Origin of the sequence: Rossellomorea marisflavi, from assembly GCF_009806575.1 — a bacterium.
Taxonomy (GTDB): Bacteria; Bacillota; Bacilli; order Bacillales; family Bacillaceae_B; genus Rossellomorea; species Rossellomorea marisflavi_A.
This window is the reverse complement of the sequence record NZ_CP047095.1, coordinates 1,242,817-1,268,746: the sequence shown is the minus strand read 5'-3', so window position 1 is coordinate 1,268,746 and position 25,930 is coordinate 1,242,817. Positions and strand designations below refer to the sequence as shown.

Below are 25,930 nucleotides of genomic sequence, written 5' to 3'. Positions count from 1 at the left end.
TCCTTTACCCCATATTCCCGCTCACCAAACCTTTTCCTACACAAAAAAACGTCCACCTTTTATCAGGAATGGACGTTCAAAGTCGATGTTAAGGAATACGCCTCCACTGAAAACATGACGTTTTGTTTCGGAAGAAGGACAATGGAGTCGTCCGACACATCGGGAAAATAGCGCGCGGTGAACACATGCTCCCCGTCGTTCAAGAACAGTTCCAGGGAAGAGTGGTCCAGGAAGAGATGAAGTTGATGGACGTGACTCACGTCCACCCTCCTTCTCTCTACAGACCCGTCATCGAGGCGATGCCGAGTCAAGGTAACCCTGCCTTTCTGGCAATCATAGTGGATCTCAGCTTCATTCCTGATGCGAATAGAGAAAGAGCCTGCCTCCAGAACATTTAGGATGAGCTCCTTGCTCTCAACTCCCATCCCGTCAAAGTCCCACCTTTCACCGGCAAGGAGTTTTTTTGAGCGGACGTTGAATGCACCTGCCCTTAGCTTTTTCAGTTCCTTGACCGGTCGTTGGAGTAACACGCCGTCCTTGAGTTCCAGTTCCCTTGGAATGGTTAACGCGTGGATCCAGCGGTAATCAAGGGTGGGATGATATGGCTCCTGAGAGTCCGTCATCCCCATCCAGGCCACCAGGATCCGCCTCCCCGCTTCGTCTGTCATCGTCTGGGGAGCATAGAAGTCAAAGCCCTTATCAAGCTCTGAAAAATCGCCATGTGAGAATCGGGATGAGTCAACATCCAGCGAACCCATCATATAGCCGGATTGAAAGAGATTCTGATACCGATCTTCCTCAGGTTCGATCCCTTGAGGAGAGATCAATAAGACATCTCCTTCTTCAAACTCCAACAGGTCAGGGCATTCCCACATATATCCAAAATCACCCAGACCGCTCCTTCCAGCACCTGCGATGATCCCCCTATAAGTCCAGTGATAAAGATCGTCTGATGTATACAAGACGACCGCTCCGCACCCTTCCAACGTCTGTGCGCCGATTACCATATGCCAGGTGGCTCCCCTCTTCCATACCTTCGGATCCCTGAAATGGGCGGTGAAGCCTTCAGGCAGGGTGATGATCGGACCTTTTTTCTCAAAATGCACCCCGTCTTCCGAGACGGCGAGACATTGATACGTTTCCCTTTCTCCTGAATCGTTCTTCACGTTTCCTGTATAGAACAAGTACAGATGATCATCCGAAACGACTGCCGAACCAGAGTAGCAGCCATTCCTCTCGTACCATTCACTCGGTACGAGGGCGATTGGTTCATGTCTCCATGCAGTAAGGTCCTCTGAGGAATAGTGCCCCCAAAATTTCGCTCCGTGACTTTCTTCAAGGGGATTCCACTGATAGAAGAAGTGATAACGCCCATTGAAAAAGGACAATCCATTCGGGTCATTCAGCAGTCCGATGGTCGGCATGAGATGATAGGTTAAGCGGTACGGATCAGCCTCTGCCTTCTGTTGAAATGACTGTATTCTTTCTTCTACAGCTGTGAGCAGTCTCTTTTCATTTTCATTCATATGCAAAGCTCCTTGCTGTCATTATTTCTCAACGTCGTTTTTCAGTTTATCCGAATAGCCGAACATCCACGTAAGTGCAAATGCAACCCCGATCGCAATGACATTCACCAAGATATATAACAGGATCTGGCCGTTCAAGTATAGAAGGGTACCCGGGATGACCGTGATGGCCATGCCTGTTCCCTTCAGACCGACGAGGGATGCGACGAATCCTCCTACTCCACCTCCGACAAGACCCATGATGAAGGGTTTCCCATATCTCAGGTTCACCCCGAAGATGGCGGGTTCGGTAATCCCTAGGAATGCAGAGAATGACGATGGAAGTGCAAGTGCTTTAAGCTTCTTGGATTTGGTTTTCAAACCGACAGCAAGGGCAGCACCCCCCTGGGCAGCTACAGAACAGGTGATGATGGCATTGTACGGATTGCTTCCAAGGTTTGCAAGAAGCTGGATTTCTAGCATATTGAAGATGTGGTGGACCCCTGTGACGACTATAAGCTGATTGAGGGCACCAATGATCAACCCACTGATTCCAAGTGGCCATTCAAGGACCGCAATCGTCCCGTCAAGAATGACATTTTCCAGACTGTGAAAGATCGGCCCGATAATGAAAAGGGCGAGGGTGATCATGACCAGTAACGTAAGGAATGGTGTAATGATCAGATCCAATGCTTCCGGGACCCGTCTTCGTATCTGTTTCTCAAGCTTCGCACCGAGTATCCCCGCTATGAAGGCAGGAAGGACGGAGCCTTGGTAGCCTACGACCGGGATGAATCCGAAGAACTCGATGGGATCGACATCCCCGCCTGCTACTCCCCATGCGTTCGGCAGCGACGGACTTACAAGCATGAGGCCGAGTACCAGCCCGACGATCGGCGATCCTCCAAATACCCGGAATGTGGACCATGCCACGAGGGCCGGCAGGAAGATGAAGGCAGTATCAGTCAGGATTTCAGTGAATAAGATGAAGTTTTGAGAAATATCATCCGGAGTCATACCGAATAGGGCAAGGATCTGTTCCTGAAGAACAAGACCTCGTAATCCCATGAATAGTCCTGTAGCCACAAGGGCCGGGATGATCGGAACGAAAACGTCCCCGAATGTCCTGATCGCACGCTGGAAGGCACTTCCGCTTTTCGCGACTTCAGAGGACTGCTCAGACTTCGTGGCCCCTTTCAAGCCAAGGTTCATGACTTCTTCATAGATCCTGTTCACCGTACCCGTACCGAAGATCACCTGGTATTGACCTGAATTGAAAAAGGCCCCCTTCACTTTATCCGTTGCTTCCACCGCTTCCTGGTCAATCGCATCCTTGTCTTTGACCATGATGCGCAGTCGCGTGGCACAGTGGGCTACAGAAAGGATGTTTTCATCCCCGCCGACAGCTTTGACGATTTCTTCTGCAATCTTCCGATTCTCTGACATAGTCATTCTCCCCTCCATGTTCATCTGTGGAATCGATTACACAATATCGAAAATAAAAACACTTAATCTATGAGACCAAATGTGGAATCGATTACACAAAATCATAAAAATGATGTAATCGATTCCACATCATTTGAATGAAACCGATTACTTAATTCGGATTATACACTATCACCTTTAAGAAGTCGAACATTTATCAGTCTCTTTTCTGGAGAAGTTATTCCGCCCTTGATCGCTTCCAGGATCAACCCAGCTGCAACCCTGCCGGACTCCTTGTTCTGATAGTCCATCGTGGTGAGGGAAGGCGTGATGTACCTGGACAGCTCCGAAGCACCGATTCCAGCAAAAGCCATATCTTCAGGAATCCTTAATCCTTTTGACTTTACGTAATTCATGGCGCCGATGGCCAGGCGATCGGTCACGGCAAAAACGGCAGTCGGAGGTATGGCAGCCTCCATCATCCGCTCCATGGCCACCGCTCCGGATTCCACATCAAAGATCCCCTTCTCGATCCAACTTTCCTCTATCGGAAGATTCTTTTCCTGCATCGCTTGGAGGTATCCTTTTTTCCTCAACACACCGACAGCCGGGTCTTCTTCTGAAACCCCGATGAATCCGATGCGTTCATGACCGTGGTCGATCAGGTGTTTCACCATGTCCTTAGCAGCCTGATATTCGTCAAAGATTACATTCGGCGTACCGTCTACCTCTTGCCCCACCACAACCACCGGTATATCCAGACGCTGGATTTCAGACTTCAGGTTGGCTCCGTTTGTGGTGGCTGAGAGGATGATTCCATCCACATCGCGGCTCTTTAGAAGCCTCAGGTGTTCAATTTCTTTTTCCGCACTCAAGCCCGAGTTGGCAAGCAGGATCTGATATCCCTCTTTTGCCAGGACTTCATCCAGCCCGCGGACAAGTCGGCTCGACGTTTCCGTGCTGATTTTCGGCAGGATGACACCGATGACTTTCGTTTGTTTCGTTCTGAGGGACTTTGCATTTTCACTCGGGACATAGCCTGTCTCCTCAATCACTTTCAGAATCCTTTTCCTTGCCTCTTCCCCCACATAACCTGAATTATTTAAAAAGCGTGAGACCGTGGCACTTGAGACCTCAGCCATCTTCGCTACTTCTTTGATCGTTGGCACTCTGCATTCCTCCTTACAAAAGCCCGGACCCTTCCATTTTACCCGAAACCCGACCTGATGAACATGTTACAGAAAAAGAAAAAACCTCCCAAGGGGAGGCTCAAACAGCAGAAGATTTGAATCTGTTCACGATAGAAGCGATGGGACCGACCTTCCTGACCGGGAGGGAGTGCACGCTAGACTCCTCACCCGGTTCTTCGAGCTTGGGAGAATACACGTGTTCTCCCGTCATGACGGTACGGATCGCTCCGATCAATTCATCTCCCGTGCTGTCCTTGATCAGGTAGCCATGAGCACCGGACTCCATCACCATCCGCACGTTCCCCCGATCGGCAAACGTGGACAGGATGATCATCTTGATGCCCTTGGACGCTACATCTTTAATGAAGTCCCGTGCATATAACCAGCTGATGTCGGCAATGAAAATGTCGGGTCGGTCTTTCTCCAGGATGCTCCCTGCCGATTCAAGGGAGTCTGCCTGCCCGATCACCACTGCATCTTCTTCCAGTTCCAGAAGGGTGCAGATGGTTCTCAAGTATGCTTCATCCACTTCGGCGACTAAAATAGAAATCATGCGTGTCTCTCCTCTTCAACCTGCGATTATAATTCCGGTTTGGCTTGCGGAGTGATACGGGCAGGCTTTTGGACCTTCGCTGCCTTGAAGGTGACAAAGTTCTTTTGTTCTTCATCCCACAGTTTGAATTTGAGGGAGCTGAGACTTGTCATCAGGGAAATCGTCGGGACATTCTGTAAAGGCTTGGTGTTTTTATGAGCCTCTTCCAGCTTGTAATTCGGAACCCTTGGGCTCAAGTGATGTACATGGTGGAACCCGATATTCCCCGTCAGGAATTGAATGGCCTTCGGAAGCTTGTAGTACGAGCTTCCTTCCACTGCCGCAAGCACATATTCCCACTCTTTATCTTCCTCGAAATAGGAATCTTCAAACGTGTGTTGCACATAAAATAACCAGATTCCGAAAGCGCCCGAGATCATGAAGATCGATCCTTGTACGAGCAGGAAGGGGAGCCAGCCGAGCGTCAGGCAGAACAGGGTGACCAGGACAACTAATACTAGGTTGACAAAGTACGTATTGTTTCTTTCCTTTTTCCTGGCGTTTTTACGATTGAAGCGATTTTTCAACAAGAATACATAGATCGGGCCAAGGATGAACATCACGAACGGATTACGGTAAAAGCGATACGCAAGGCGTGTTTTCAAAGGAGCTGCACGATATTCGTCCACCGTCATCGTCCAGATATCACCTGTACCCCTTTTATCAAGATTCCCGCTTGTTGCATGGTGGACAGCGTGGTCATGCCCCCACTGATCGAAAGGGAAAAGGGTCATGATGCCCATGGCTGTACCGACTGCACGATTGACTTTTCGGCTTTTGAAGAATGAGTAATGGGTGCAGTCATGGAAGATGATGAAGATCCTTGTCAAAAATCCAGCTGCCAGGATGATGGGAACGAGGGCCAGCCAGTAGGATACCGATAAACTCTCATAGGCGAGGAACCATAGAAGGAAGAACGGCCCCAACGTATTGATCAGCTGCCATACACTTTCCTTTGTTGTGGATTTCTCATAAGGAGCTACTTCTTTTTTCAGCGTTTTTATATTGGTCATGTGAGTACAATCCCCTTTTCTCTTTGTCTTACCCATAGTATAGGGGGAGAGCGTGTCATGGTGTTAGTAGTAGGTGTCATGTGAGGGATATGACACTTGTCATATTTCCAGGCGGGGCGCGATTGAGAATGCTTTCACAGCAGGGGTTTGCAGAGGTAAAGGAAAATCAAGAAAATCTGAAAAAAGTCATATTCTCCTCGTGAATAACATAAAACCCACTCCATCTGTGTAAATGGAGTGGGTTTCGTTCATGAACAAACAAGAACTTCCCGGACGAATCGACCCTTCTTCACTTCGCACCGGTCATCTATGGCTAGACCGGCATCCCGCACGGCATCATCGACATCCTCAAGGGTCACGATCACAGCCTTGTCTGCAATCCGTTTGGCACTCTGAAGGAGCTCGAGCTTTTCATCATCTGTAATGACCGAGCAGAGATTATAAGGCAGATCGATGATGGCAACGTCATAATGGTCGGTTATGTCATTGATGTCCATGAGGCTGACCTCCCCCTCCAGACCGAAATGGGCGATGTTTTCCCTCACACCGTCCAAGATCAGGGGGTTGCGGTCACTTCCTTTGATATCCATCCCCATGGACAATGCTTCCACAAGGACGGTCCCGATTCCGCAGCACGGATCGATCATCGTCACACCTTCCGGATCCGGGGCGGCAATATTGGCTACTGCACGGGCCACACGAGTATTCAATGAGGTCGAATAGCTGTGGGGCTTGGACTGGTGCTTCAGCCATACGGCCTCGTTGCGGGCATATTCCCCGAACACCCACCCGCTATTTGTCTCCATCACACCAAATAAAATCGTGGGATTGACCAGCTCCGCTTCACCCTTGAGCTGGAGACCGACTTCTTTTTCGACCCTGCGTACTTCCTTGAAGCCTGTTTTCTCCCGATCGGGATTTTGAACATATATGACCTTGAAACCATCTACGGTGGCCAATTGATGGACTTTCCCCAGGAACTCTTCAAAGCTTGTTCCTTCCGTGATGACGGTGAGACGTTCTTTTATGAATGGACTCCTGCTCGGATCGATCAAGCGTGTGCTTTCCTGGATCAAGGTACTAGGATTTTCGCCGAACAACGCCCTTCTTTCCAATGCACACAACGATACTTCGTTCGGTTCCCAGGAGTAAGTGTATAGATGTTTTCTGATGATAATCAACTCCGTATGAAAATAACGTACTCCTCTTATTGTATCACAGCTATTTCGTACAGTCGGCAAGCTTGCCGGTACCCATTTTAAAAATAGATGTAAAATAGACTTTACAAAATGTAAAGTTCACCATACAATATGGGTATAAACTCAAGAAAAGGAAAGTGATGGGATGCTGACAAACCGTGTAAAAGAATTGCGGGCAAGGCATGGAATAACACAGGGCCTGCTTGCTGAGTCCGTCGATGTGACGAGACAGACCATCGTCGCCCTGGAAAAAGGGAGCTATATCCCTTCCCTGCTTCTCGCGATGAAAATAGCCAAGGCATTCGGACTGCCCGTTGAAGAGATATTCTATCTGGAGGAGGAAGAAAGATGAAATGGATGAAACTGTTTTGGATGTATGTCGTAGTATTTGGTTTATTTGGCTGGGCAATGGTGGAGTTTTTTGATATGACAACCCAAATTGCTGCGTTCAACAAAAACCCGGACGGAGACGTCATGTTTGAAGGAAATGCTTTCCCTTTTCTATTGATCTTGATCGTGTGTAGCATCCTATCCATCCTGTCCTACCGCTCTAAAAAAAGAAGGAAGCTTTCCCTCATGGTCCCGGATGAATTCCAGGAAAGCGATGAAAGGGAAAAGCAGATCACCGCGGAAGCCTGTAAGACCGCCTATATGAGCATGATGATCGCTGCTCCGGTCATCGCCGCTCTGCTTGTCTTTTATCCACTCGTTGCTGAAAAGCTCCCCTACTATCCAGTGATTCTCTTCATGCTGCTGCCCTTCGTTCAAGTGACAGCGTATCTGATTCATTGGAAGAAGGCATTTTAATTAGTAGTAGGTTGGGACAAAATAAACGAACACGATTAGTGTAGGTTCATACTACTGCTCATGATTTCCATGCAAGACTTCGCTTTCCGCGGGTAGCCCGTGAGCCAATCCTGCGGGGTCTCACATCAGCTACTCGCAGGAGTCTACGTCTTGCACCCCAATCAACCGCTGGAAACAATGAAATCGTAAGGGTCATAAAACATATTAAAAACCTGAATTCATTTGCCTTATCTTAGGCAAATGAATTCAGGTTTTACTATGACTAAAACACGTTGATCCCAGCCTGTTCATGGTATAATTTTAATGAATTCCCAATAAGAGGAGAAGTGAGATCATCATGAATGAGAAAATATGCACCACATGCGGCGTGCAATACCACTCGGCTGCAGAGCCGTCATCTTGTCTGATCTGTACGGAGGAACGACAATACGTGAGTCCAAACGGTCAGTCGTGGACCACTCTTGAGCAGCTTACTGCATCAGGAGAATACAAGAATGAGATTATTCAAGAAGAAGAGGGCCTTTTCAGCATCACCACCACTCCTTCGTTCGGCATCGGTCAAACCGCTTATCTCATCCAAGAAGGAGGCTTCAATGTCCTATGGGACTGCATCTCCTACCTTGATGATGAAACCATTGCGACCATCCGTACGTTAGGCGGCATCCAGGCGATTGCCCTGTCCCACCCGCACTATTACTCCACCCAGGTGGAATGGGCAGAAGAGTTCGATGCACCGATCTATATTCACGAAGACGACAGGGAATGGGTGACCCGGCCGAGTGAGCGCATCATTTACTGGAGCGGGGAAGCGCTTGAACTGCACGAAGAAGTCACCATCCATCGCATCGGCGGGCATTTCAAAGGAGGAAGCATCCTCCACTGGAGAAGCGGTGCAGAAAAGCTCGGCGTGCTCCTCACAGGGGATGTCATCCAGGTGGTAGCAGACCGGAACTGGGTCAGCTTCATGTACAGCTATCCGAATCTCATCCCGCTCCCTGCCCTTAAAGTTAAGGAGATGGCGGACCAGGTGAAGCCGCTCCCATTCGACAGGCTATACAACGCATTTCACCGGATCGTCACGCGTGGAGCTAATGCGAAGGTTCAGGCATCGGCAGAACGCTATATTGCCGCACTTGAAGGCACACTCTTCCATACATAACATAACAAAAGCATCCCGCGATATGGGATGCTTTTGTTTCATCCTGTACAGATCATGATAAGATGACCGTCAGGATCCTTCACCGTAAAAAACGAGAAATCATCGAAGCTCGTGATGGGCTGGACGACTTCGATTCCGATTCCCTCCACGTAGCCATGGGCTTCATGAATATCGTCCGCATGAAAATTGAAGATCGGGAAGCGGGCAGGCACGATGTCCTTTTGCTCCCCTTCAGGCCCTGCATCCAACGTCAGGCTCGTATAATCGGCGACAGGAATCGTGTGGACCGGTCTTGTGACATCATTCAGGTCGATTTCCTGCCCGAGGAGCTCTGCATACCAGAGGGCAGAGGCTTTCAAATCACTCACATGGATAAAGATGGTGTGGATCCTATTTTGAATTGGCGTCTTCATGGTTCACTCTCCTTTTTGTCTTCATTTAGTAAGACGGATGAAACGATGAAAACCTGACAGACTTTTTTCATTCTATTGTGGATTTTTCCTGCATTTGGCTTTCATACAACCTTATCCCCAAAATCGCCATAAGGAAAACTTATTCTATCACCATTCTTTGCCTATCAACCTATCACGGGAAACGGTATGATGAAGGAAACGAAGGGACTGATTCCATGAAAAAACATGATCTTCATACCCACTGTATCAATACGGACTTCCAAGGATCCATCCTTGTGACAAATGGATCCCAGATAGAATTCAAGCAGGCTTACGGCCTGGCAGACCGGGTGCACAACATATCCAATTCCACTCACACCCGTTTCGGGATAGCTTCTGGCTGCAAGCTCTTCACGGCAATTGCCATCCTGCAGCTGATCGAGAAAGGCTGTTTCTCCTTGGATTCACGGCTACGGGATGTACTTCCCCTGAAGCACTCTCACTTTCACGAAAGCATCACGGTTCACCAGTTGTTGACCCATACTTCCGGCATACCGGATTATTTTGATGAAGAAGAGATGGATGACTTCGAGGATCTATGGAAAGAACGTCCTTCCTACCGGATGGAATCACCGGCTGACTTCCTCCCCTTGTTTGAACAAGAGCCTATGAAATCCACACCCGGTGAGCGCTTTTCCTACAATAATTCGGGCTATGTGCTTTTGGGCTTGATCATCGAGGCACACACAGGAATCACATTTTCCGAATATGTGGAGACCCATATATTCGAATCGGCAGGCATGGAGAAGTCGGGTTACTTCAGGATGGACCAGCTGCCGGATGGAACAGCCACGGGCTACATCGGTCTAGGGGATGGGCTGTATAAAAGCAATATCTACTCCCTTCCCGTGAAAGGAGGACCCGACGGAGGCGCCTATACGACAACAGAGGATTTCCATGCCCTGCTCGATTCCCTCTTTAAGCACCATCTCCTGACGAGAGAAAGCACGGATCTCATCCTGAAGCCGCACGTAGCGTCCGGTACGGGAACCTTTTATGGATATGGGGTATGGGTAATCCAGGACGAAGGGGATGATACGCCGGTTTATTCGTTGATGGGCCTTGATCCTGGCGTGAGCTTCAGATCTGTGATCATCCCGGAGGACGACCGGATGATCACCGTACTATCGAATTGTGACGATCAGGCATTCTCCCTGATTACCTTCATCAGGGAGAATGGTATTTAGAACACATGATAAAAGTAGGCTGCGTTCAATTCTACATTCAGTTCTTCGGCAGCCTGCTTCATCAGATCCCATGAAAAGCAGTAGAATCTCCAGGAGATGATGAGGCCTTCCTCGATCTTGATACGGTGAAGATTGTTGAGATACCTCTTCCCGTCCTCCTTCTCCTCCAGTTCCACAATCACCGGGGCACCCCATAGCAGACGGTACTCCCCGATGATGGTTTGTTGATCCTGGACATTCTGATGCCAATCCTCCAAGGAATGCCTCTTTGTCTCTTCCAAGCCGATCTCCAGCCCTGAATGGACAATCTCCGTCTGGATTTCTTCATGAAGGACAGATGCGATCCTTTCGGGGTCCTTGGACCGGAATCCTTCCAACATGGTGGCGATGACCTGATCAGCTTGAAGAGAATCCACAGATGCGCTCGTTCCTGATTTGGCATTAGAGACAGGATTATACTTCCGCAAACTCTTTCGTGCACGGCTTACATGAGCATGGACGGACGCTTCCGTCGTCCCGATGATATGAGCCACTTCCTTCCCTTTGTATAGGAATGCATCAGTCAAAATGATCGATACGTATTGAACAGGGGTAAGAATGTGGACGAGATGCTCCAGATTTTCCAGAAGCTGATAGTCGAATTCTCCTGCTGCATTGATTTCCTCCATGTCCTCCCTCATCTCGATCCGTTCCTGCTTCCTCCTTTGATCGATCCAACGGTTCGTTGCAATCTTGAATAGATAGGCTTTAGGTTCAATAGGCTGATAGAGCTTGGGCAATAATGAAAACGCACGGAGGAGCGTATCCTGGACCAGATCTTCTGCATCCCACGGGGATCGCGTCAAGGTCCGGCAGTATCTCCATAGATCGGACCGGTATGGCTCGATTTTTTCTTTAAATTCCCTCTCCAGGTCCCGAAGGGGTAATCCCAGTGATTCAAGGTCTGCATTCATCTTTCCACTCCATTCTCAGAATCTACTTTTGTTAATGGTTGCCTGCATATCCTGCATTTCCTATAATATGGGTATGTGGCAAAATCTTCAATACTATGAAACGATGAGGTGATTCTTTGGCTTTATACTTAATGGCATTAGCAGCCATCATTGCGACCACGGGAATTGGAATTGTAATACGGAAAGCCATGAGGGAGATGGTGGCTCATCCTGATCAGCGTCAGCAGATCCAGTCGAGGATGTTCATCGGGGTGGCGATAGCAGAAGCACTCCCATTGATCCTTATCGTCCTTGGCTTCATCATGATCGAGTCCTTTACAGGATCCGTCGTCATTCCTGTCGCCATAACGATTGCGGTTACCGCCGTCAACTTCGTCGTGTTATTGCGGACATTTTTGGACGTGGTGAAAGATCCTCATGCGGATAAGCAAACAAAAGCGATGGTACAGACCACATTTTTCATTGGATATGCCCTCATGACGGCGGTCCCCATCATCGCCATTGTGGCAAGTCTCATTGCAGCAGGTTGACCCCACATAAAAAGGAGGCGCATCGGCCTCCTTTTTATTGTTGATTTATCTTTCGCGTTTCCTCCACTTATCAGACAGGTCCTGAATATGGGAAGGTCCGGTTCGGCAGCAGCCACCGATGATTTTCGCACCTGCTTCGAACCAGGCATCGGACTGGTCAATGAAACTTCCGCACGCTTCCTCTCCATGCCAGGTTTTGGTCTCAGCATCATAGGTTTCACCTGAATTCGGATAGACGATGATCGGTTGATCTGTATGCTGGTGAAGGATTTTGACAGCTTCCGTCGCTTCAGGGATCGGTGCACAATTCACCCCGATCGCTGCAATCTGTTCTTCATCCTTGAAGGCAAGTGCGCAATCGGCCACCCTCGTCCCATCACTGATCCGGGACCCATCTCTCAACGAAAAGGACAACCAGGCATAAACACCGGGATACTCATGCAATAAGGACACCAACACTTCCGCTTCTTCAAAAGAAGGGATGGTTTCAAATGCCAGAACGTCCGCTCCGGCTTCTATGAGGGCCTGAATGCGGGGACGATGGAAGGCTGCAAGCTCTTCCTTTGAAATGCCGTACTCTCCCCGATACTCGGACCCATCTGCCAGGTACGCACCGTACGGCCCGACAGAGGCCGCTACGAAAGGCTTATGACGGCCGTTGTCCCGACTGCCTTCTTCATCCCAGAATGAATCCCTTGCTTCTTTTGCCAGGAATACGGTTTGCTTGATCAGATCGATGGCCTCTCCTTCTCCTATCCCTCTTTGACCGAAGCCCTCCACTGTTGCCTGGTAGCTTGCAGTAATGGCACAATCGGCCCCGGCACGAAAGTAGTCCGTATGGACGGCCGAGATCGCCCCCGGGTTTTCAATGAGCGTCCGGGCAGACCACAGGGGATCATCCAGATCGCATCCATGGGACTCCAGTTCTGTGGCGAGCGCCCCGTCCAGGATGACCGTGGCGTGAGTCCTCAGGATGGCTTCAATGGGATTGTGTTTCACTTGTGTTGACATACTCGACACTCCTTTTCTTTTTCACATAGTTTGTCACATAATACGCCGCATAACAGAAGCCCACGAATGGGATCGTGCAGTAAAGCGCCACCCTCTGACCTTCGTCGAAAGCGATCCCGATAACGGATGCAAGGCAGAGAAGAAACGAAGCAATCGGAACGAATGGATACAATGGGGTCTTATATGCCAGGTCCTTCACACTGTTGCCTTCTTTGATGAAGCGTCTCCTGAAGAAGAACTGCGATGCACTTATGCTCATCCAGACAAATACGACGGCCAGTCCAGAAATCGACACCAGTAGGATATAGACCGTGTCGGGTGCGTAAATGCTTGATAAGAGTGCAAGCCCACCGCCCAACATGCTGGTGATGGTGGCAACGAGCGGGACGCCAGATTTGGTCAGTTTGCCGAAGAAAGACGGGATGGTCTTTTTATCTGCAAGGGACCAAAGCATCCGGGAAGAAGCATACAAGCCTGAATTGGCTGCGGAGAGGATGGCGGTGATGATCACCACATTCATCAGGTCTGCCGCATATGGAATCCCGATCCTGCTGAGTACGGCGACGAATGGACTTTCCAATACGCTAGCCGCTTCACTTGGGAGGAGGGCAGAAAGTACCACGATCGTCCCTACATAGAAGATGACGAGTCTGATAAGGGTTGTCCGGATCGCCTTTGGAATCGTTTTGGTGGGCTCCTTCGTTTCACCCGCGGCTACCCCGATCAGCTCGGTGCCGGAGAAGGCGAAGTTGACGGCAAGCATTGTCATGATGATGGCAAATGCCCCATTCGGGAATAACCCCGCATCGGTGATATTCGTGAAGAATGGTGCCGGGGATGAATCGGCAAGCGGCACGAAGCCGACGATGGCAGCTCCTCCTGCTATGATGAAAAAGACAATGGCCACTACCTTGACAAGGGAGAACCAGAATTCCGATTCTGCAAAAAATCGGACCGTGAACGCGTTCATACCGAAGATGATGGCTGCGAATAACCCACTCCAGATCCATACGCTCACCGATGGGAACCACCGCTGCATCATCAGACCGGCAGCCGTGAATTCAGATCCAAGGGCAACCGTCCAAGTCAGCCAGTACAACCATCCGACGGCATAACCGGTACCCGGCCCGATATACTTGGCCGCGTAGCTGTGGAAGGACCCCGTCTCGGGCATATGGACAGATAGCTCTCCAAGACACATCATGACAAGATACACGACGATGGCTCCGATCAAATAAGAAAGGATCGTGCCGAATGGACCTGCCTGATGGATGGTATACCCCGAGCTGAGAAAAAGCCCCGTCCCGATCACGCCCCCAAGGGAAAGCATGATCAAATGCCTTGTTTTCATTTTCCTCTTAAAGTCTTTTGCTTCAATTTTCATGTTGGCATCCTCCGCGTTCTTGATTCTGGGATGAGTAGACAAACAAAAAACGCACTCAAAACGAGTGCGTTACCGACAAATAAACTGCTTATCTATCAGGTTTGATCACCCGCTGGAATTAGCACAGTTTCTTCTAAAGAAGATCTGCTGCTGAGGCTTCAAAGGGCCAGTCCCTCCACCTCTCTGGATAAGAATTATGAGATTGGTATAAACATTAACAAGAACCCTCATTCCTGTCAATATAAAAATGACCGCACAAAAAATATGTAAGCGTGCTCATCCCTCATCCTTAGCAATAAAACACCCTTTTGATTATTTCCACGGGAATACGGGAACGTATATAGAAAAAGGGGGATGACACCATGCCGGAAGGACCGGAAATCAGACGGGCCGCAGACCGTGTTCAAAAAGCACTCGCCCGTCTTCCCGTCATGGAGATTTTCTTTGCCTTCCCGCACTTAAAGGGATATGAAAGTCTCCTGCAGGGAACAAAGATCACCAGGGTGGACACGAAAGGAAAAGCGATGTTGATCCGCTTCGACAACGGCTATACGATGTATTCACACAACCAGCTGTATGGGCGGTGGTATGTAAAGCATGCCTATGAATACCCCAAAACCAATCGCCAGCTGCGCGTAGCCATACACAATGAGAAGAAGTCCGCTTTGCTCTACAGCGCCTCTGATATTAACGTCATGCGGGATGAGGAGGTTCATTTACATCCATTCATTGCAAGGGTCGGACCGGATATTCTCAGTGAACACGTAACAAGCGGAGACATCATCACCCGGATGGAAGCATTCAGGAAGCGCAAATGGGCGCATCTACTGCTTGATCAAGGTTTTGTTGCCGGAATCGGGAACTACCTTCGGTCTGAAATTCTATTCGTCTCTGGAATCCATCCGACCCTCCGTCCCATGGACTGTCGTGAGGACCAGTTGACCCTTGCAGCCGAAGCCATCATTCATCTGATGACGCAATCGTATGAAACCGCCGGGATCACCAATGACCTGCAGTTGGTAGAAAAGCTGAGAAAAGAAGGCGAGACGCGGTCCCGTTATCGCCATTGGGTCTTCAATCGTGAAGGTTCCTCATGCTATCGATGCGGGACCGAGATTGAGAAAATCACGGCCGCTTCCAGAAGGCTGTATTACTGCCCACATTGTCAATCCAAATAAAAAGAGGTTGGTCAAAACAAAAAAGGTCATGACGAACAAATCAGTATAACTTCGCTTTCCGCAGGAGTCTTCGTCTTGCACTCCAATCAATCGCTAGAAACAAGTAAATAGTAATCGTCATGAAACCAATTGAAAACCCGGATTCATTTGCCTTATCCGCAAATGAATCCGGGTTTTACTGTGACTGAAACACATTTGTCGCAGCCTCTATTTACTATCAGATGACGCCGTCCATCCCTGCACTCGTCATGATCCCATCTAGTGCCTCTACAAAATAGGCGTGGTCAAGTCCCTGTTTGACGACGATGTCCTTCATGATCACACCCAGTTCAGTGGAAATCCTCAAGTATTCTGTCGTCATATCATCAAGCTTCTTCCTTGTTTCCGCAGCATTGTCCACGTTCACTTTCTCAATCGTTTTGATCATCTCTTCTGAGATTGCCAGGTATTTGTCCTGCGTTTCTTTGTATTTCTTGATATCCCCATCCACTTCTTTGCTGTTGTCGATCGAATCAAGCAAACCCAAGGCCTCATCATGCATGCTCTTATAGACAGGTTCCTCTATCTGGATGGTCTGAAGTTCCGATTTGACCATCTGTACATCCTCTTCGGTCATGTTTTCCTTAATGTAAAAATCGGGATTGCCAATTCCATAATCGTAGTACAACATGACCTCCATCATCCTAGCCTGGAATAAGGCAAGCTGAATTTCTTTATCGAAAGCAGCAAATTCTTCTTCACTGGCTTCAATACTGGGTCCCTGACCTGGCATCGTGGTCTCCGCATCACCTGCAGCCGGACTATCGAACGCATCGGAAGAATCATCATTGAATGGGTCTTCTTCAGTGCTCAGTGAATCATCCTGGACGCTTCCATCTGCCGGAATGTCATCGATTGATGCCGTTCCCCCATCCCCCGATGCAGTACCTTCTTCCTCTGTTGCCGTGGCATCCGTCGATTCTTCCGCATTTGCTTCTCCAGATTGATCACTGTCATCTTTCTTGGCGGTCTTTTCTTCACCCGTTTGTTCCGTCTTTTCTTTCTTCTCTTCCTTGTCACCGCTGATGGCTGTCTGCAGGCTGCTGCAACCCCCGAGGGTCAATATCATTGCCAGTAGAATGCTGAACCATGCTGCCTTTCGCTTCATGTAGCTACCTCCTTATTTGTCAACCATTTTGTTACCAGTTTTATACCCGCACTCTCTCACGGCAAACATATTTTTACAAAGTTTGGTGCTTATTGGTGTGTTTCGACACATGTAAAAAGGTGGATGAACCGCATAGCACCAGTCAAATTTCACATAAAAAAGACCACCGATTCACTCAGTGGCCTTTTCTGTTTTACTGGATGAAGAAGCATCCGTTTCCTCATCCTTCGTTTCCGTATGATAATTGGCTTCGTCCTGTTCCAGCAGATCTTTCAATTCATCCTGTACCGTTTCGTTGCACATTTCGACTTTGGAGCGGTATGCTGCCCTGACGATGACATGGGACGCGACAGGGGCTGTAAGGAACACGAAGAAGATGCCAAGGAAGAGCCGGATGCTGAAGACCCCTTCCATGATGAAAAACAGGAAGGCACCGATGAGGGTGAACAACACCCCAACTGTGGAGCTCTTCGAAGCCGAGTGGGACCGGGTGTAGATGTCCGGCAGACGGACGAGGCCGATGGCACTCAGCAAACTGAAGATCGTTCCGATCAGGATCAGGAATACGGCGACGACTTCAATCGGACTTGTTACGTTCAAAGACGACACCCCTCTCTATATAGCGCGCAAATGCAAGCGTGCCGATGAATGAAAGGATCCCGATGAGGAGGATGACTTCGAAGAAGCCCGAATTCTGAAGCAGTACCGAAAAGATCGCCACCGCCGAGATCAGCTTTACTCCCAGGGCATCCAACGCCTGGACGCGGTCCGGGGCTGACGGCCCCTTGATGATCCGGTAGACGGTCGCCAGGATGGCAATGGTCAGGACGACAAGGGAACAGATCAATATGGCTTTAATCATTTCTGGTCACCCTCTTTATGGCAGTCTCCAGCTTCTTCTGGGATTTGTATGCCGATTCTTTTGCACTCGGAAGATTGATGCCGTGAAGATAAAATCGTTTGTTGTCATCAGAAACCTCCATGACGACGGAACCCGGGGTCAAGTTCAGCAGGAGGGCAAGAAGCGTGACTTCAAGCTCTCCCTCAAGATCCGTCTCAAGCTTGAATACACCCGGTGTCACATCGATCTTGGGCTTGATGATATGACGAGAGACCTGGACGCTGGAAACAAACAGCTCCCGGATGAAGACAAGGAATAAATGGATGATGGCCACCAGCGACTCCAGGTAAAACTTATGAGGCAGGAAACGCCTCAAAATGAACAGGACCAGTATACCGAATAAATACCCGCTGAAGAAGGTGAGGAAGCTGAAGCTTTCCTGAAAGAACATCCATATGAAACCGATCAGAAGATTGATCAGGATTTGCATGGGCATGGGGTACCACCTCTTTTCTTATCGATTGACACCAATGACGGCTTCAATGTAAATGGACGGGTTCATCAATCCCTCCACCGCTATATTCACATACTCTTGGACCCCTTGGGCACCGAGTCCAAGGAAGATGGTGAGGGCCGTTAAAATACCGATCGGCCACATGAGGCCTTTGATGCTTCCTTTTTCTTTTTCCTCGGTCAGCTCGGTATCTCCGAGGAACCCGTTCATGAAGATCTTCATGATGGAATAGAGGACCATGAGACTGGTCAAAAGACCGATGCCGCCCAGCCAGTAGTAGCCTGCCTCAAATGTCCCCTTCGTGATGAGGACTTTCCCCAGGAACCCTCCAAATGGGGGGATTCCTGCTAGGGACAGCGCGGCAATGAAGAACATCCAGCCGAATAGCGGATGGAGCGTGATGAGTCCGCTGATATCCCTGAGCTTGCTTGTTCCCGTCAAGTGGATGATCGTCCATCCCAATAGGAAGATCAGGGCTTTCACGATCATATCGTGTATCAGATAAAAGATGGATCCTGTCATTCCGTTTGGATTGAACGAAGCAAGCCCCGCCAGTATGAAGCCGACACCGACAATGACGTTATAGGTCAGGATCTTCTTGATATCCCAGTAGGCGACGGCCCCTATCGCCCCTGACAGCATGGTGAGGGCTGCGAGGATGCCGATGAGGAGATGGGTCACCTGCGGGTCATGATAGAACACAAGAGTGAACATCCGGATGATGGCGTAGATTCCCACTTTGGTCAAAAGTGCGGCGAATACGGCTGACACGGCCGTCGGAGGCGCACCGTATGAACCAGGAAGCCAGAAGAACAGGAAGAGACCGGCTTTCAGGCTGAACACCGTGAGCAGGACGATGGCGATCGTCGTGATCAGCCCATCCTGACCTGCTTCTTCCACCCGCAGGGATAGATCGGCCATATTCAATGTCCCTAGGGTCGCATAGAGGTACGCAATCCCGACAAGGAACAAGAAAGACGAAATGATGTTGATGAGGATGTATTTCAAACTTTCCCTGAGCTGGACCCTCTCCCCTCCAAGGGAAATTAGCACATACGATGCAACAAGCATCACTTCGAAGCAGACAAACAGGTTAAAGATATCCCCCGTCAAAAATGACCCGTTCACCCCGGTGATGAGGAACAGGAATAACGGATAAAAGTAATGCTCTTCCCTGCTCCTTCCGATTGACCGGAAGGAATAAAAGAGACAGCATAGGGCCACGATACCGGAAATCAAAAGCAGGAGCGCCGAAAGCATATCCGCTACCATCGTGACACCGAATGGGGCTTCCCACCCGCCCAATTGAAGGGACTGGGGACCGTTCACTTTGATTTCCTCCATCAGTACGAAGGAAACGGCAATCGATGCCAGGAGAGCTGTGATTCCGAGGAACCTTTGAAACGGTATGTTTTTTCTGAAGATTACCATCACCATCCCCGCGATGATCGGGATGATGATGGGCAATATGATCACATTATTCATTCTCATAACCTCTCATCTGTTCTGTGTCATCGGTGCCCAGCACTTTGTAGGCACGGTAGCTCAACACCAGAAAAAGGGCCGTCGTGGCGAAGTTGATCACAATCGCCGTCAACAGGAGGGCCTGAGGCAGTGAGTCCGCATAGGTGAGGGATTTGATCCCGAGAAGGGGCGGACCACCTTTCTTCAGCCCTCCCATGGTGATGATCAAAAGGTTCACGGCATGACCCAGGATTGAAGTGCCCAAAATGATTCGCAGAAGCGTCTTTGTCAAAATCAAATAGATTCCAATGGCAAAAAGAATACCGACAACAATGGACATCAGTGTTTCCATCAGCGATCATCCCCTATGCTCAGTATGATCGTCATGGACGTCCCGATGACAGCGAGCGCCACTCCTATATCAAACAGGACGGCAGTGGCAAGCTCCGTCTTACCGAAGATGGGGAGGTCGAAGTAATCATAGGTCTGGAATAGGAACGGCTTATCGAACACCATTCCCCCGACACCCGTCAGGACGGCGATGAGAACACCGACGGCAGACAGGACCTTAAAATCGACAGGCAGGTTGCGACGGACCGATTCCATATCAAAGGTGAGGAACAGGAGGATCAAGGCTGAAGAAAACGCCAGACCGCCGATGAATCCGCCTCCGGGGTGATGATGTCCGGAAATGAATAAGTTGATGGCGAAGGCCAGGATGATGACGATGGCCACCCTGGTGACATTCTTGATGATGATATCATTTGGCTTTTTCATTCTTATCCCCTCCTCCTCTCATTTTGATCAATGTATACACACCCAGTCCTGCCACCGAAAGAACCAGGATTTCAAGCATCGTATCAATCCCCCGGAAATCTACCAGGATCGCATTGACGATGTTTTTTGCACCAGCGATTTCATACGAATTCTCATAGTAGCTCGAGATGGAATCGAACATTCGTGTACCGTTTGCAGACAGGGCAACCAGGGTCACGACCACTCCTGATAAAATGGCGATGACGGCGTTTGTCAGCTTGAATGGGATCTTGCTCACTTCCTTCTTCAGCTGCGGAAGATGGTAGAAGCATAGCAGGAAGAGCGTCGTCGTAACGGTTTCCACCACCAGCTGGGTGAGGGCAAGATCCGGCGCCCTGAACAAGACGAACAGGAATGACACAAGGAACCCGAGAGCCCCTACGGAAACGACTGCTGTCAGCCTCGTTTTGGCGAACAGGACCGATAGTCCCGACAGGACAAGGATCACTACAAACCCGGCTTCATAAATCGTGATCGGACTGTCGTTCGATGTATCAAGGACAAACCCGCCGGTAAGGAACAAGGAGCCTCCCACCATCAGGATGAAGAACACGAAGATATAAACAAGATAGTCCCTCAAGAACCCTGTCATATAGCGATCGGTCATAGCACCTGAAACTTTCTCCATCTTCTCGATCCCGACATTGTAGGCGTTATTCAGCGTTAGGGCCTGCGGATATTTCAAATAGAGACGGAACCATTTCCGGAGCGTCTTGTAAAGGATGATACCGAAGACGATGACACCAAAGGTCATGAACAGCTCCAGATTGAATCCATGCCATGCGCTGATTTCTTTCAGCTTGATGGTTTCATGAAGCTCGGGAAGAATGGCGTTGAAGGCCGGTTTGTATAGATAATCCCCCATCACATTCGGTACGAAGAATGAGATGATGACAATCAGAGCCAGAATGACCGGACTCAACAGCAACCCGAATGGCGCTTCATGTAAGACCTTCCCTTTCTTTGCGAGCTTGTTGCGTCCACCGAATGTTTTGAATACAAGGATCATGCAGTATACAAAGGTGAAGACACTTGCCACCCACCCGATGATCGGGATGAGGAGGCCGATGAACCCGACATTGAAGATCGATAGTTCCGACGCTTTTACCAAGGCAGTGAAGAACATTTCTTTACTGAGGAAGCCATTGAACGGCGGAAGGCCGGCCATGGCAAAACTACCGACAACAGTCAGGGTAAAGGAAATTGGCATGAATCGTACGAGCCCTCCAAGTTTCCTGATATCACGCGTACCGGTTTCATGGTCGATGATACCGATCACCATGAAGAGGGCACCCTTGAACGTGGAGTGATTCACCATATGGAAGATCGCCGCGAATATTGCCGTCCCATAGACGGTGGATTCATCCCCATACCCAAAGTACAGGGCGGCGGAACCGAGGCCGAGCATGCTCATGATCATTCCAAGCTGACTGATCGTCGAATACGCAAGGAGTGCTTTGAGATCCGTCTGGCGAACGGCGTTGACTGATCCATACAGGAGTGTGATGAGACCGACGCCGGATACGATCCAGAACCATTCGGCCGATCCACCGAAGAAGGCTGTGAAGCGTGCGACAAGATAGATACCGGCTTTGACCATGGTCGCTGAATGAAGATAGGCACTGATGGGTGTCGGTGCTTCCATGGCGTCCGGAAGCCATATACTGAAAGGAAATTGGGCAGATTTCGTAAATGCCCCCAACAGAATCAATATCATGGCAGGAAGGAAGAGTGGGTGATCCTGAAGGCCATTGGCCTGTGACAAGATGTCCCTTATACTGTTTGTTCCTGTCATCATGCTGATCATGATGAGGCCCGCAAGCATGGCAAGACCGCCGAACACGGTGATGAGCATGGACTTCTGCGCCCCGTAGCGGGAACGCTCCCGTTCATACCAGTACGCAATGAGGAGCAACGAGGATATACTCGTCATTTCCCAGAAAACATACAGGACATAAATATTATCCGAGAACACCAGACCGAGCATGGCCCCCATGAAGAGGAGCAGATACACATAGAAGTTGTGTAGCGCTTCACGGTGCTTCGACATATAGTAAATGGAATAAAAGATGACCAAGCTTCCGATCCCGGTGATCAGAAGGCCGAATAATAGACTGAGGCCATCGACAGTGAGGACAAAGTCGATATCGTATGCAGGAATCCATGACACAGATGCTTCATACGTATTTCCGGCTGAAATATTGGGGATAAAGGTTAATAGGTAGATGAAGATCAAAAGTGGAACAACGAGAACGAACCAGCCGGTATGGATCTTCGGTGAAACCAGTTTATAGATGAATGGAACCAAGATGGCGAACAAAATCGGGAGCAAGACGGCTAAATGGATCCAAGACAAATGAGCCCCTCCTTTTTGAATAATTTTCAACAATCTATTTCTTAATCTTTCGGAACTTCTAGATATAGTAAGAAATCCATTGACGACTATTATGGCATGCGTTATAGTCATACATAGTTTGAAGATAGCAAGGGAAATTTACACAGCTTCGAGGTGAAAATAATCATGAAACCGATAAAAGAACGGATGGATGAAAGCATCCTGGTGTGTGTCTATTACGGACCGAACGGGGAGCGTCTCATCCAGCGCGGATGCAAGATCGCCAATATGATGAAATGCCCTCTTTACATCCTTACTGTCGATCCGAAACCCTTCGATGAACTGGATGCAGAGAAATCGGCCTACATTTCCCAGTGGAAAGAACTAGCCGAGAAGCACAATGCCGATGCCTTCATCATAAAAGATAACGAAAAGCGCCCGATTTCCAAGGTGATCGCCGAAGTATCACGAGAGCGGAACGTCACTCAGATCATCCTTGGACAGACTGCCCAGAGCCGCTGGGAACAAATCGCCAAAGGGTCCATCATCAACTCTTTGCTGCGTGAAGTCCCATTTGTGGACCTTCACATCATTTCAGTGTCCCGCGCCCTCAAGAACCCTGACGGACATTTTGAGAAAGGCTGCCGTGCTTACCTCGTGGAAGAAGACGATCAATATCGTCTCACATTCAAGCACACAAAGGCCATGCGCTACGAAGGAATCTTCTTCAAGGAATCCGGGACCGATTTCAACAATGGGCTTTTCAAGTTCATGAAAGACCGGGAAACCCTCCAGGTTCAAGTCGAAGAAGGAATCGTCAAGGACTTGACGAATGTTTCCGTACAACCGAATGATTCAGAAGATGACGACTATCTATAAGTTCTACACGAGCCTCCGCCTTAATGGGCGGGGGTTTTTCATATGTTTTTTTACAGATTGACATCCACTTTCACCAAGCGGAGTTCGTCCTGATGGATCCCGATATACCTTAAGGTTTCAGAGGAAGAATGATGATGGAAGGTTTTCATGAGGATGGAAATGGCGATCCCTTTCCTGTAGGCATGATACCCGAATGTTTTCCTCAACGTATGGGTTCCGATTTTCCCTGGTATACCCACTTCTTTCGCAGCCTTGTTTATGATGCGATAGGCCTGCTGTCTGGTTATGGCCTGAGCATGCTTCTTAGACTTAAAAAGAAAATCATCAGGTGAATAGTCTAGGGGGCTGAGATAAGCCTGAAGTTCTTCCTGAATCTTTCCGTTCAGATAGAAAGCACCCTCCTCTTCACTTTTAGAGTCTTTTAGACATAAAAACTCCTTCCCTTTCCCCTCTTCCCAGACGTCCGCGATCTTCAATGAAAGGAGATCACTGATCCGTATTCCTGTATTGATCCCGAACACGAACAGAAGCAAATCCCGCTGGGACTGCGTTCGCAGGATATCCTTGATGGCATTGATGTTTTCAATATCCCTTATGGGATCGACATATTCCATCCAGAACCCTCCCCACTAATGTAACTTAAATAAATCCTATCATAGATTAAGTAACATAACAATGAATAAACTTTGAACATCCTGCTGTATCAGCACATTCTCACAAAAGCTGATAGGGATAGCTTTCGCAGAAATTGCCCGGACAATACTTTTATGTAAATGCCGTGGATAGGATGTACCATTTGATCAGTTTCCCCATTTCCCATTCCATAAAACGCTCAACGTATACACGAAAAAAACCCGCCAAAACTCAAGGCGGATTTCATTATTTGTTATCCTTTTGCACTTCCGGAATGAACGGCCTGCTCTAGTTGAATAGCAGCATCCTTCACATTATCAGCGCTGGAAATGGCCGATATGACCGACACTCCATCCGCACCTGCGTTCACCACATCAGCCGCATTGGCTGCCGTGATCCCGCCGATGCCAACGAGGGGAATAGAGAAACCATGCTCTCTGAATTCCCGGATGATCGCGGTTCCCTTTACGCTCTCTGCGTCGTCCTTTGAGCTTGTCGGGTAGATTGGGCCCAGGCCGAGATAATCAGCACCATCCTTGATCGCACGCTCGGCTTCCTCGATTGTGTGGGCAGAAACGCCGACCCATTTGTCACCACCGAGCCGCTGCCGGACAATGGAGGCCGCTTGATCCTCCTGCCCGACATGGACTCCGTCTGCATCGATCTCCACAGCCAGGTCGATATCATCATTGACGATAAAGGGGATGTTCGCCTGTCGGCATATCTGTTGGAGTTCTGTGGCAAGCTCCTTCTTTTGTGTACCCGACAGGGCCCCATGCCCTTTCTCACGGAACTGGAAGAGGGTGATTCCACCGCGGATGGCTTCTTCAAGGACGTTCACGGGATCTCCGTGACAGTTGGTGCTTCCCATGATGAAATACACCTTCAGTGCTTTTTTGATTGCAGATGTCCTCTTTTCCATCACGCTTTCCCCTTTTCCACCTTGAAGTCTTTTTCATCGTCTGGCTGAAGTCGGGACAGCTCATCAAGGAATGCAGCGCAGAAGCTACCCGGTCCGTTTGAGTGTCGCTCTGCCTTTTCAGCTGCAACCCCGTAGCAGGCAACAGCTGCGACAGCACTCTGCAACGGATCGTGCCCCACGGCTGCAAAAGCTGCGGCCACGGAAGATAATAAACATCCGGTCCCCGTCACTTGGGTCATGATCGGATGACCGTTCCGTATACGATACACAGTGGATCCATCTGTCACGACATCCACCTCACCCGTCAGGATGACGATGCAGGCGAATTCTCGGGACGCCTTTACGGCCAAGGCCGTACGGTCGCCATCCCCGACTCCGGAGTCGACCCCTCTCATGATCCAACTCTCCCCAAGGACTGAAGCAATTTCTCCCGCATTCCCCCTGATGATGGACACATCAACCTCCTTAAGGATGAGGGCCGTCATCTCGGTACGGAAGCTCGTGGCTCCCGCACCGACTGGATCGAGAACCACAGGAATCCCTTTCCTATTCGCCGCTTTTCCAGCCAGGATCATGGACCTCACTATCCCCGAAGAAAGGGTCCCGATATTCAAAAGGAGCGCATCGGCAATACCGGCCATTTCTTCAACTTCCTCTTCTGCATACGCCATCACAGGCGATGCCCCAAGGGCCAGAAGACCATTTGCAGTAAAATTGGTCACCACCACATTGGTGATGTTGTGGACAAGCGGTCGGTCTGTTCGCAGCTTCTCTACTAGTTCAAGCATTCCCAT

The 25,930-nt window shown here is 49.3% G+C and carries 28 protein-coding genes and 1 riboswitch; of the genes, 7 read left to right on the top strand and 21 right to left on the bottom strand.

All coding sequences use genetic code 11. The annotated features are described in order from the left end of the window. Positions 1-62 precede the first annotated feature (62 nt). The 6 genes from D5E69_RS06735 to D5E69_RS06710 all read right to left on the bottom strand — a co-directional run bounded on the left by D5E69_RS06735 (position 63) and on the right by D5E69_RS06710 (position 6,801). On the bottom strand, positions 63-1,526 hold the full coding sequence (locus tag D5E69_RS06735; RefSeq protein ID WP_048005094.1) for a sucrose-6-phosphate hydrolase: 1,464 nt from the start codon (positions 1,524-1,526) through the stop codon (positions 63-65). Positions 1,527-1,547: 21 nt separating this feature from the next. Beyond that, a complete protein-coding gene (locus tag D5E69_RS06730) occupies positions 1,548-2,951 on the bottom strand; it encodes a sucrose-specific PTS transporter subunit IIBC (RefSeq protein WP_048005095.1) in 1,404 nt (467 codons plus the stop codon). Positions 2,952-3,112: 161 nt separating this feature from the next. Further along, complete coding sequence (locus D5E69_RS06725; RefSeq protein ID WP_048005096.1) at positions 3,113-4,099, bottom strand: LacI family DNA-binding transcriptional regulator; 987 nt, start codon at positions 4,097-4,099, stop codon at positions 3,113-3,115. Between the two features lie 100 nt (positions 4,100-4,199). Beyond that, positions 4,200-4,673: a response regulator gene (locus D5E69_RS06720; protein ID WP_159129456.1), complete on the bottom strand. Its 474-nt coding sequence runs from the start codon at positions 4,671-4,673 to the stop codon at positions 4,200-4,202. 26 nt (positions 4,674-4,699) lie between these two features. After that, positions 4,700-5,725 carry a Delta(5) desaturase DesA gene (desA, locus tag D5E69_RS06715; RefSeq protein WP_048005097.1) on the bottom strand — a complete coding sequence of 342 codons (1,026 nt, stop codon included), beginning with the start codon at positions 5,723-5,725 and terminating at the stop codon, positions 4,700-4,702. A 248-nt stretch (positions 5,726-5,973) separates the two neighbouring features. Continuing rightward, positions 5,974-6,801: a TRM11 family SAM-dependent methyltransferase gene (locus tag D5E69_RS06710; protein WP_331458294.1), complete on the bottom strand. Its 828-nt coding sequence runs from the start codon at positions 6,799-6,801 to the stop codon at positions 5,974-5,976. Between the two features lie 268 nt (positions 6,802-7,069). On the opposite strand from D5E69_RS06710, the gene D5E69_RS06705 reads away from it, so the two are divergent. The 3 genes from D5E69_RS06705 to D5E69_RS06695 all read left to right on the top strand — a co-directional run bounded on the left by D5E69_RS06705 (position 7,070) and on the right by D5E69_RS06695 (position 8,890). Further along, positions 7,070-7,276, top strand: coding sequence for a helix-turn-helix transcriptional regulator (locus D5E69_RS06705; RefSeq protein WP_048005098.1), 207 nt, complete (start codon positions 7,070-7,072; stop codon positions 7,274-7,276). Further along, positions 7,273-7,731, top strand: a complete 459-nt coding sequence (locus tag D5E69_RS06700) for a hypothetical protein (RefSeq protein ID WP_048005099.1) — start codon at positions 7,273-7,275, stop codon at positions 7,729-7,731. The genes D5E69_RS06705 and D5E69_RS06700 overlap by 4 nt, the downstream gene beginning before the upstream one ends. Positions 7,732-8,068: 337 nt before the next feature. Beyond that, entirely contained in the window at positions 8,069-8,890 is an 822-nt protein-coding gene (locus D5E69_RS06695) for an MBL fold metallo-hydrolase (protein WP_048005100.1), read from the top strand. A gap of 38 nt (positions 8,891-8,928) precedes the next feature. On the opposite strand, the gene D5E69_RS06690 is transcribed toward D5E69_RS06695, so the two are convergent. Beyond that, complete coding sequence (locus tag D5E69_RS06690; protein WP_048005101.1) at positions 8,929-9,303, bottom strand: VOC family protein; 375 nt, start codon at positions 9,301-9,303, stop codon at positions 8,929-8,931. Between the two features lie 215 nt (positions 9,304-9,518). On the opposite strand from D5E69_RS06690, the gene D5E69_RS06685 reads away from it, so the two are divergent. Beyond that, positions 9,519-10,529 carry a serine hydrolase domain-containing protein gene (locus D5E69_RS06685; RefSeq protein WP_159129455.1) on the top strand — a complete coding sequence of 337 codons (1,011 nt, stop codon included), beginning with the start codon at positions 9,519-9,521 and terminating at the stop codon, positions 10,527-10,529. Here D5E69_RS06685 and D5E69_RS06680 read toward each other — a convergent pair. Then, positions 10,526-11,482, bottom strand: coding sequence for an RNA polymerase sigma factor (locus tag D5E69_RS06680; RefSeq protein ID WP_159129454.1), 957 nt, complete (start codon positions 11,480-11,482; stop codon positions 10,526-10,528). The genes D5E69_RS06685 and D5E69_RS06680 overlap by 4 nt on opposite strands. 116 nt (positions 11,483-11,598) lie before the next feature. Here D5E69_RS06680 and D5E69_RS06675 point away from each other — a divergent pair, with 116 nt between their 5' ends. Next, positions 11,599-12,012 carry an ATP synthase subunit c family protein gene (locus tag D5E69_RS06675; protein WP_053072082.1) on the top strand — a complete coding sequence of 138 codons (414 nt, stop codon included), beginning with the start codon at positions 11,599-11,601 and terminating at the stop codon, positions 12,010-12,012. 45 nt (positions 12,013-12,057) lie between these two features. On the opposite strand, the gene mmuM is transcribed toward D5E69_RS06675, so the two are convergent. Both mmuM and mmuP read right to left on the bottom strand, forming a co-directional pair. Continuing rightward, positions 12,058-13,023, bottom strand: coding sequence for a homocysteine S-methyltransferase (gene mmuM / locus D5E69_RS06670; protein WP_048005104.1), 966 nt, complete (start codon positions 13,021-13,023; stop codon positions 12,058-12,060). Further along, positions 12,992-14,407, bottom strand: coding sequence for an S-methylmethionine permease (gene mmuP, locus D5E69_RS06665; RefSeq protein ID WP_048005105.1), 1,416 nt, complete (start codon positions 14,405-14,407; stop codon positions 12,992-12,994). Before mmuP ends, mmuM begins: the two co-directional genes overlap by 32 nt. Before the next feature lie 85 nt (positions 14,408-14,492). Then, positions 14,493-14,601: riboswitch (SAM riboswitch) on the bottom strand. 168 nt (positions 14,602-14,769) lie between these two features. Between mmuP and nei the strand changes: the two genes are divergently transcribed. Beyond that, positions 14,770-15,585 carry an endonuclease VIII gene (nei, locus tag D5E69_RS06660; protein ID WP_159129452.1) on the top strand — a complete coding sequence of 272 codons (816 nt, stop codon included), beginning with the start codon at positions 14,770-14,772 and terminating at the stop codon, positions 15,583-15,585. Positions 15,586-15,802: 217 nt separating this feature from the next. On the opposite strand, the gene D5E69_RS06655 is transcribed toward nei, so the two are convergent. From D5E69_RS06655 to D5E69_RS06620, 8 genes are all read right to left on the bottom strand, one after another. Next, positions 15,803-16,732, bottom strand: coding sequence for an ICP22 family protein (locus tag D5E69_RS06655; protein WP_048005107.1), 930 nt, complete (start codon positions 16,730-16,732; stop codon positions 15,803-15,805). Between the two features lie 171 nt (positions 16,733-16,903). Continuing rightward, positions 16,904-17,341, bottom strand: coding sequence for a monovalent cation/H(+) antiporter subunit G (gene mnhG, locus D5E69_RS06650; protein ID WP_373921165.1), 438 nt, complete (start codon positions 17,339-17,341; stop codon positions 16,904-16,906). Beyond that, positions 17,310-17,594 carry a Na(+)/H(+) antiporter subunit F1 gene (locus D5E69_RS06645; protein ID WP_048015147.1) on the bottom strand — a complete coding sequence of 95 codons (285 nt, stop codon included), beginning with the start codon at positions 17,592-17,594 and terminating at the stop codon, positions 17,310-17,312. Before D5E69_RS06645 ends, mnhG begins: the two co-directional genes overlap by 32 nt. After that, positions 17,587-18,069 carry a Na+/H+ antiporter subunit E gene (locus D5E69_RS06640; RefSeq protein ID WP_048005110.1) on the bottom strand — a complete coding sequence of 161 codons (483 nt, stop codon included), beginning with the start codon at positions 18,067-18,069 and terminating at the stop codon, positions 17,587-17,589. The genes D5E69_RS06645 and D5E69_RS06640 overlap by 8 nt, the downstream gene beginning before the upstream one ends. An 18-nt stretch (positions 18,070-18,087) precedes the next feature. Continuing rightward, positions 18,088-19,572: a Na+/H+ antiporter subunit D gene (locus tag D5E69_RS06635; RefSeq protein WP_048005111.1), complete on the bottom strand. Its 1,485-nt coding sequence runs from the start codon at positions 19,570-19,572 to the stop codon at positions 18,088-18,090. Continuing rightward, positions 19,565-19,903, bottom strand: coding sequence for a Na(+)/H(+) antiporter subunit C (locus D5E69_RS06630; RefSeq protein WP_048005112.1), 339 nt, complete (start codon positions 19,901-19,903; stop codon positions 19,565-19,567). The genes D5E69_RS06635 and D5E69_RS06630 overlap by 8 nt, the downstream gene beginning before the upstream one ends. Then, on the bottom strand, positions 19,903-20,328 hold the full coding sequence (locus D5E69_RS06625) for a Na(+)/H(+) antiporter subunit B (protein WP_048005113.1): 426 nt from the start codon (positions 20,326-20,328) through the stop codon (positions 19,903-19,905). Before D5E69_RS06625 ends, D5E69_RS06630 begins: the two co-directional genes overlap by 1 nt. After that, positions 20,312-22,723 carry a Na+/H+ antiporter subunit A gene (locus tag D5E69_RS06620; RefSeq protein WP_048015146.1) on the bottom strand — a complete coding sequence of 804 codons (2,412 nt, stop codon included), beginning with the start codon at positions 22,721-22,723 and terminating at the stop codon, positions 20,312-20,314. Before D5E69_RS06620 ends, D5E69_RS06625 begins: the two co-directional genes overlap by 17 nt. Positions 22,724-22,888: 165 nt before the next feature. On the opposite strand from D5E69_RS06620, the gene D5E69_RS06615 reads away from it, so the two are divergent. Then, positions 22,889-23,581, top strand: a complete 693-nt coding sequence (locus D5E69_RS06615; protein ID WP_048005115.1) for a universal stress protein — start codon at positions 22,889-22,891, stop codon at positions 23,579-23,581. Between the two features lie 50 nt (positions 23,582-23,631). Here the strand turns inward: D5E69_RS06615 and D5E69_RS06610 are convergent, their stop codons facing one another. The 3 genes from D5E69_RS06610 to thiM all read right to left on the bottom strand — a co-directional run bounded on the left by D5E69_RS06610 (position 23,632) and on the right by thiM (position 25,930). Then, positions 23,632-24,195 carry a site-specific integrase gene (locus D5E69_RS06610; RefSeq protein WP_048005116.1) on the bottom strand — a complete coding sequence of 188 codons (564 nt, stop codon included), beginning with the start codon at positions 24,193-24,195 and terminating at the stop codon, positions 23,632-23,634. A gap of 272 nt (positions 24,196-24,467) precedes the next feature. Then, a complete protein-coding gene (gene thiE / locus D5E69_RS06605; RefSeq protein WP_159129451.1) occupies positions 24,468-25,136 on the bottom strand; it encodes a thiamine phosphate synthase in 669 nt (222 codons plus the stop codon). Beyond that, a complete protein-coding gene (gene thiM / locus D5E69_RS06600) occupies positions 25,136-25,930 on the bottom strand; it encodes a hydroxyethylthiazole kinase (RefSeq protein WP_048015144.1) in 795 nt (264 codons plus the stop codon). The genes thiE and thiM overlap by 1 nt, the downstream gene beginning before the upstream one ends.

Bases quoted from the DNA above. Each gene is read 5' to 3' on its own strand.
- D5E69_RS06705 (WP_048005098.1), top strand. From the start codon at position 7,070: ATGCTGACAAACCGTGTAAAAGAATTGCGGGCAAGGCATGGAATAACA.
- D5E69_RS06640 (WP_048005110.1), bottom strand. From the start codon at position 18,069: ATGCCCATGCAAATCCTGATCAATCTTCTGATCGGTTTCATATGGATG.
- D5E69_RS06735 (WP_048005094.1), bottom strand. From the start codon at position 1,526: ATGAATGAAAATGAAAAGAGACTGCTCACAGCTGTAGAAGAAAGAATA.
- nei (WP_159129452.1), top strand. From the start codon at position 14,770: ATGCCGGAAGGACCGGAAATCAGACGGGCCGCAGACCGTGTTCAAAAA.
- thiM (WP_048015144.1), bottom strand. From the start codon at position 25,930: ATGGGAATGCTTGAACTAGTAGAGAAGCTGCGAACAGACCGACCGCTT.
- D5E69_RS06645 (WP_048015147.1), bottom strand. From the start codon at position 17,594: ATGATTAAAGCCATATTGATCTGTTCCCTTGTCGTCCTGACCATTGCC.
- D5E69_RS06695 (WP_048005100.1), top strand. From the start codon at position 8,069: ATGAATGAGAAAATATGCACCACATGCGGCGTGCAATACCACTCGGCT.
- D5E69_RS06610 (WP_048005116.1), bottom strand. From the start codon at position 24,195: ATGGAATATGTCGATCCCATAAGGGATATTGAAAACATCAATGCCATC.
- desA (WP_048005097.1), bottom strand. From the start codon at position 5,725: ATGACCAATATAAAAACGCTGAAAAAAGAAGTAGCTCCTTATGAGAAA.
- D5E69_RS06625 (WP_048005113.1), bottom strand. From the start codon at position 20,328: ATGAAAAAGCCAAATGATATCATCATCAAGAATGTCACCAGGGTGGCC.
- D5E69_RS06720 (WP_159129456.1), bottom strand. From the start codon at position 4,673: ATGATTTCTATTTTAGTCGCCGAAGTGGATGAAGCATACTTGAGAACC.
- D5E69_RS06685 (WP_159129455.1), top strand. From the start codon at position 9,519: ATGAAAAAACATGATCTTCATACCCACTGTATCAATACGGACTTCCAA.
- thiE (WP_159129451.1), bottom strand. From the start codon at position 25,136: ATGGAAAAGAGGACATCTGCAATCAAAAAAGCACTGAAGGTGTATTTC.
- D5E69_RS06700 (WP_048005099.1), top strand. From the start codon at position 7,273: ATGAAATGGATGAAACTGTTTTGGATGTATGTCGTAGTATTTGGTTTA.
- D5E69_RS06655 (WP_048005107.1), bottom strand. From the start codon at position 16,732: ATGAAGCGAAAGGCAGCATGGTTCAGCATTCTACTGGCAATGATATTG.
- D5E69_RS06630 (WP_048005112.1), bottom strand. From the start codon at position 19,903: ATGGAAACACTGATGTCCATTGTTGTCGGTATTCTTTTTGCCATTGGA.
- D5E69_RS06690 (WP_048005101.1), bottom strand. From the start codon at position 9,303: ATGAAGACGCCAATTCAAAATAGGATCCACACCATCTTTATCCATGTG.
- D5E69_RS06730 (WP_048005095.1), bottom strand. From the start codon at position 2,951: ATGTCAGAGAATCGGAAGATTGCAGAAGAAATCGTCAAAGCTGTCGGC.
- mmuM (WP_048005104.1), bottom strand. From the start codon at position 13,023: ATGTCAACACAAGTGAAACACAATCCCATTGAAGCCATCCTGAGGACT.
- D5E69_RS06680 (WP_159129454.1), bottom strand. From the start codon at position 11,482: ATGAATGCAGACCTTGAATCACTGGGATTACCCCTTCGGGACCTGGAG.
- D5E69_RS06635 (WP_048005111.1), bottom strand. From the start codon at position 19,572: ATGAATAATGTGATCATATTGCCCATCATCATCCCGATCATCGCGGGG.
- D5E69_RS06615 (WP_048005115.1), top strand. From the start codon at position 22,889: ATGAAACCGATAAAAGAACGGATGGATGAAAGCATCCTGGTGTGTGTC.
- mmuP (WP_048005105.1), bottom strand. From the start codon at position 14,407: ATGAAAATTGAAGCAAAAGACTTTAAGAGGAAAATGAAAACAAGGCAT.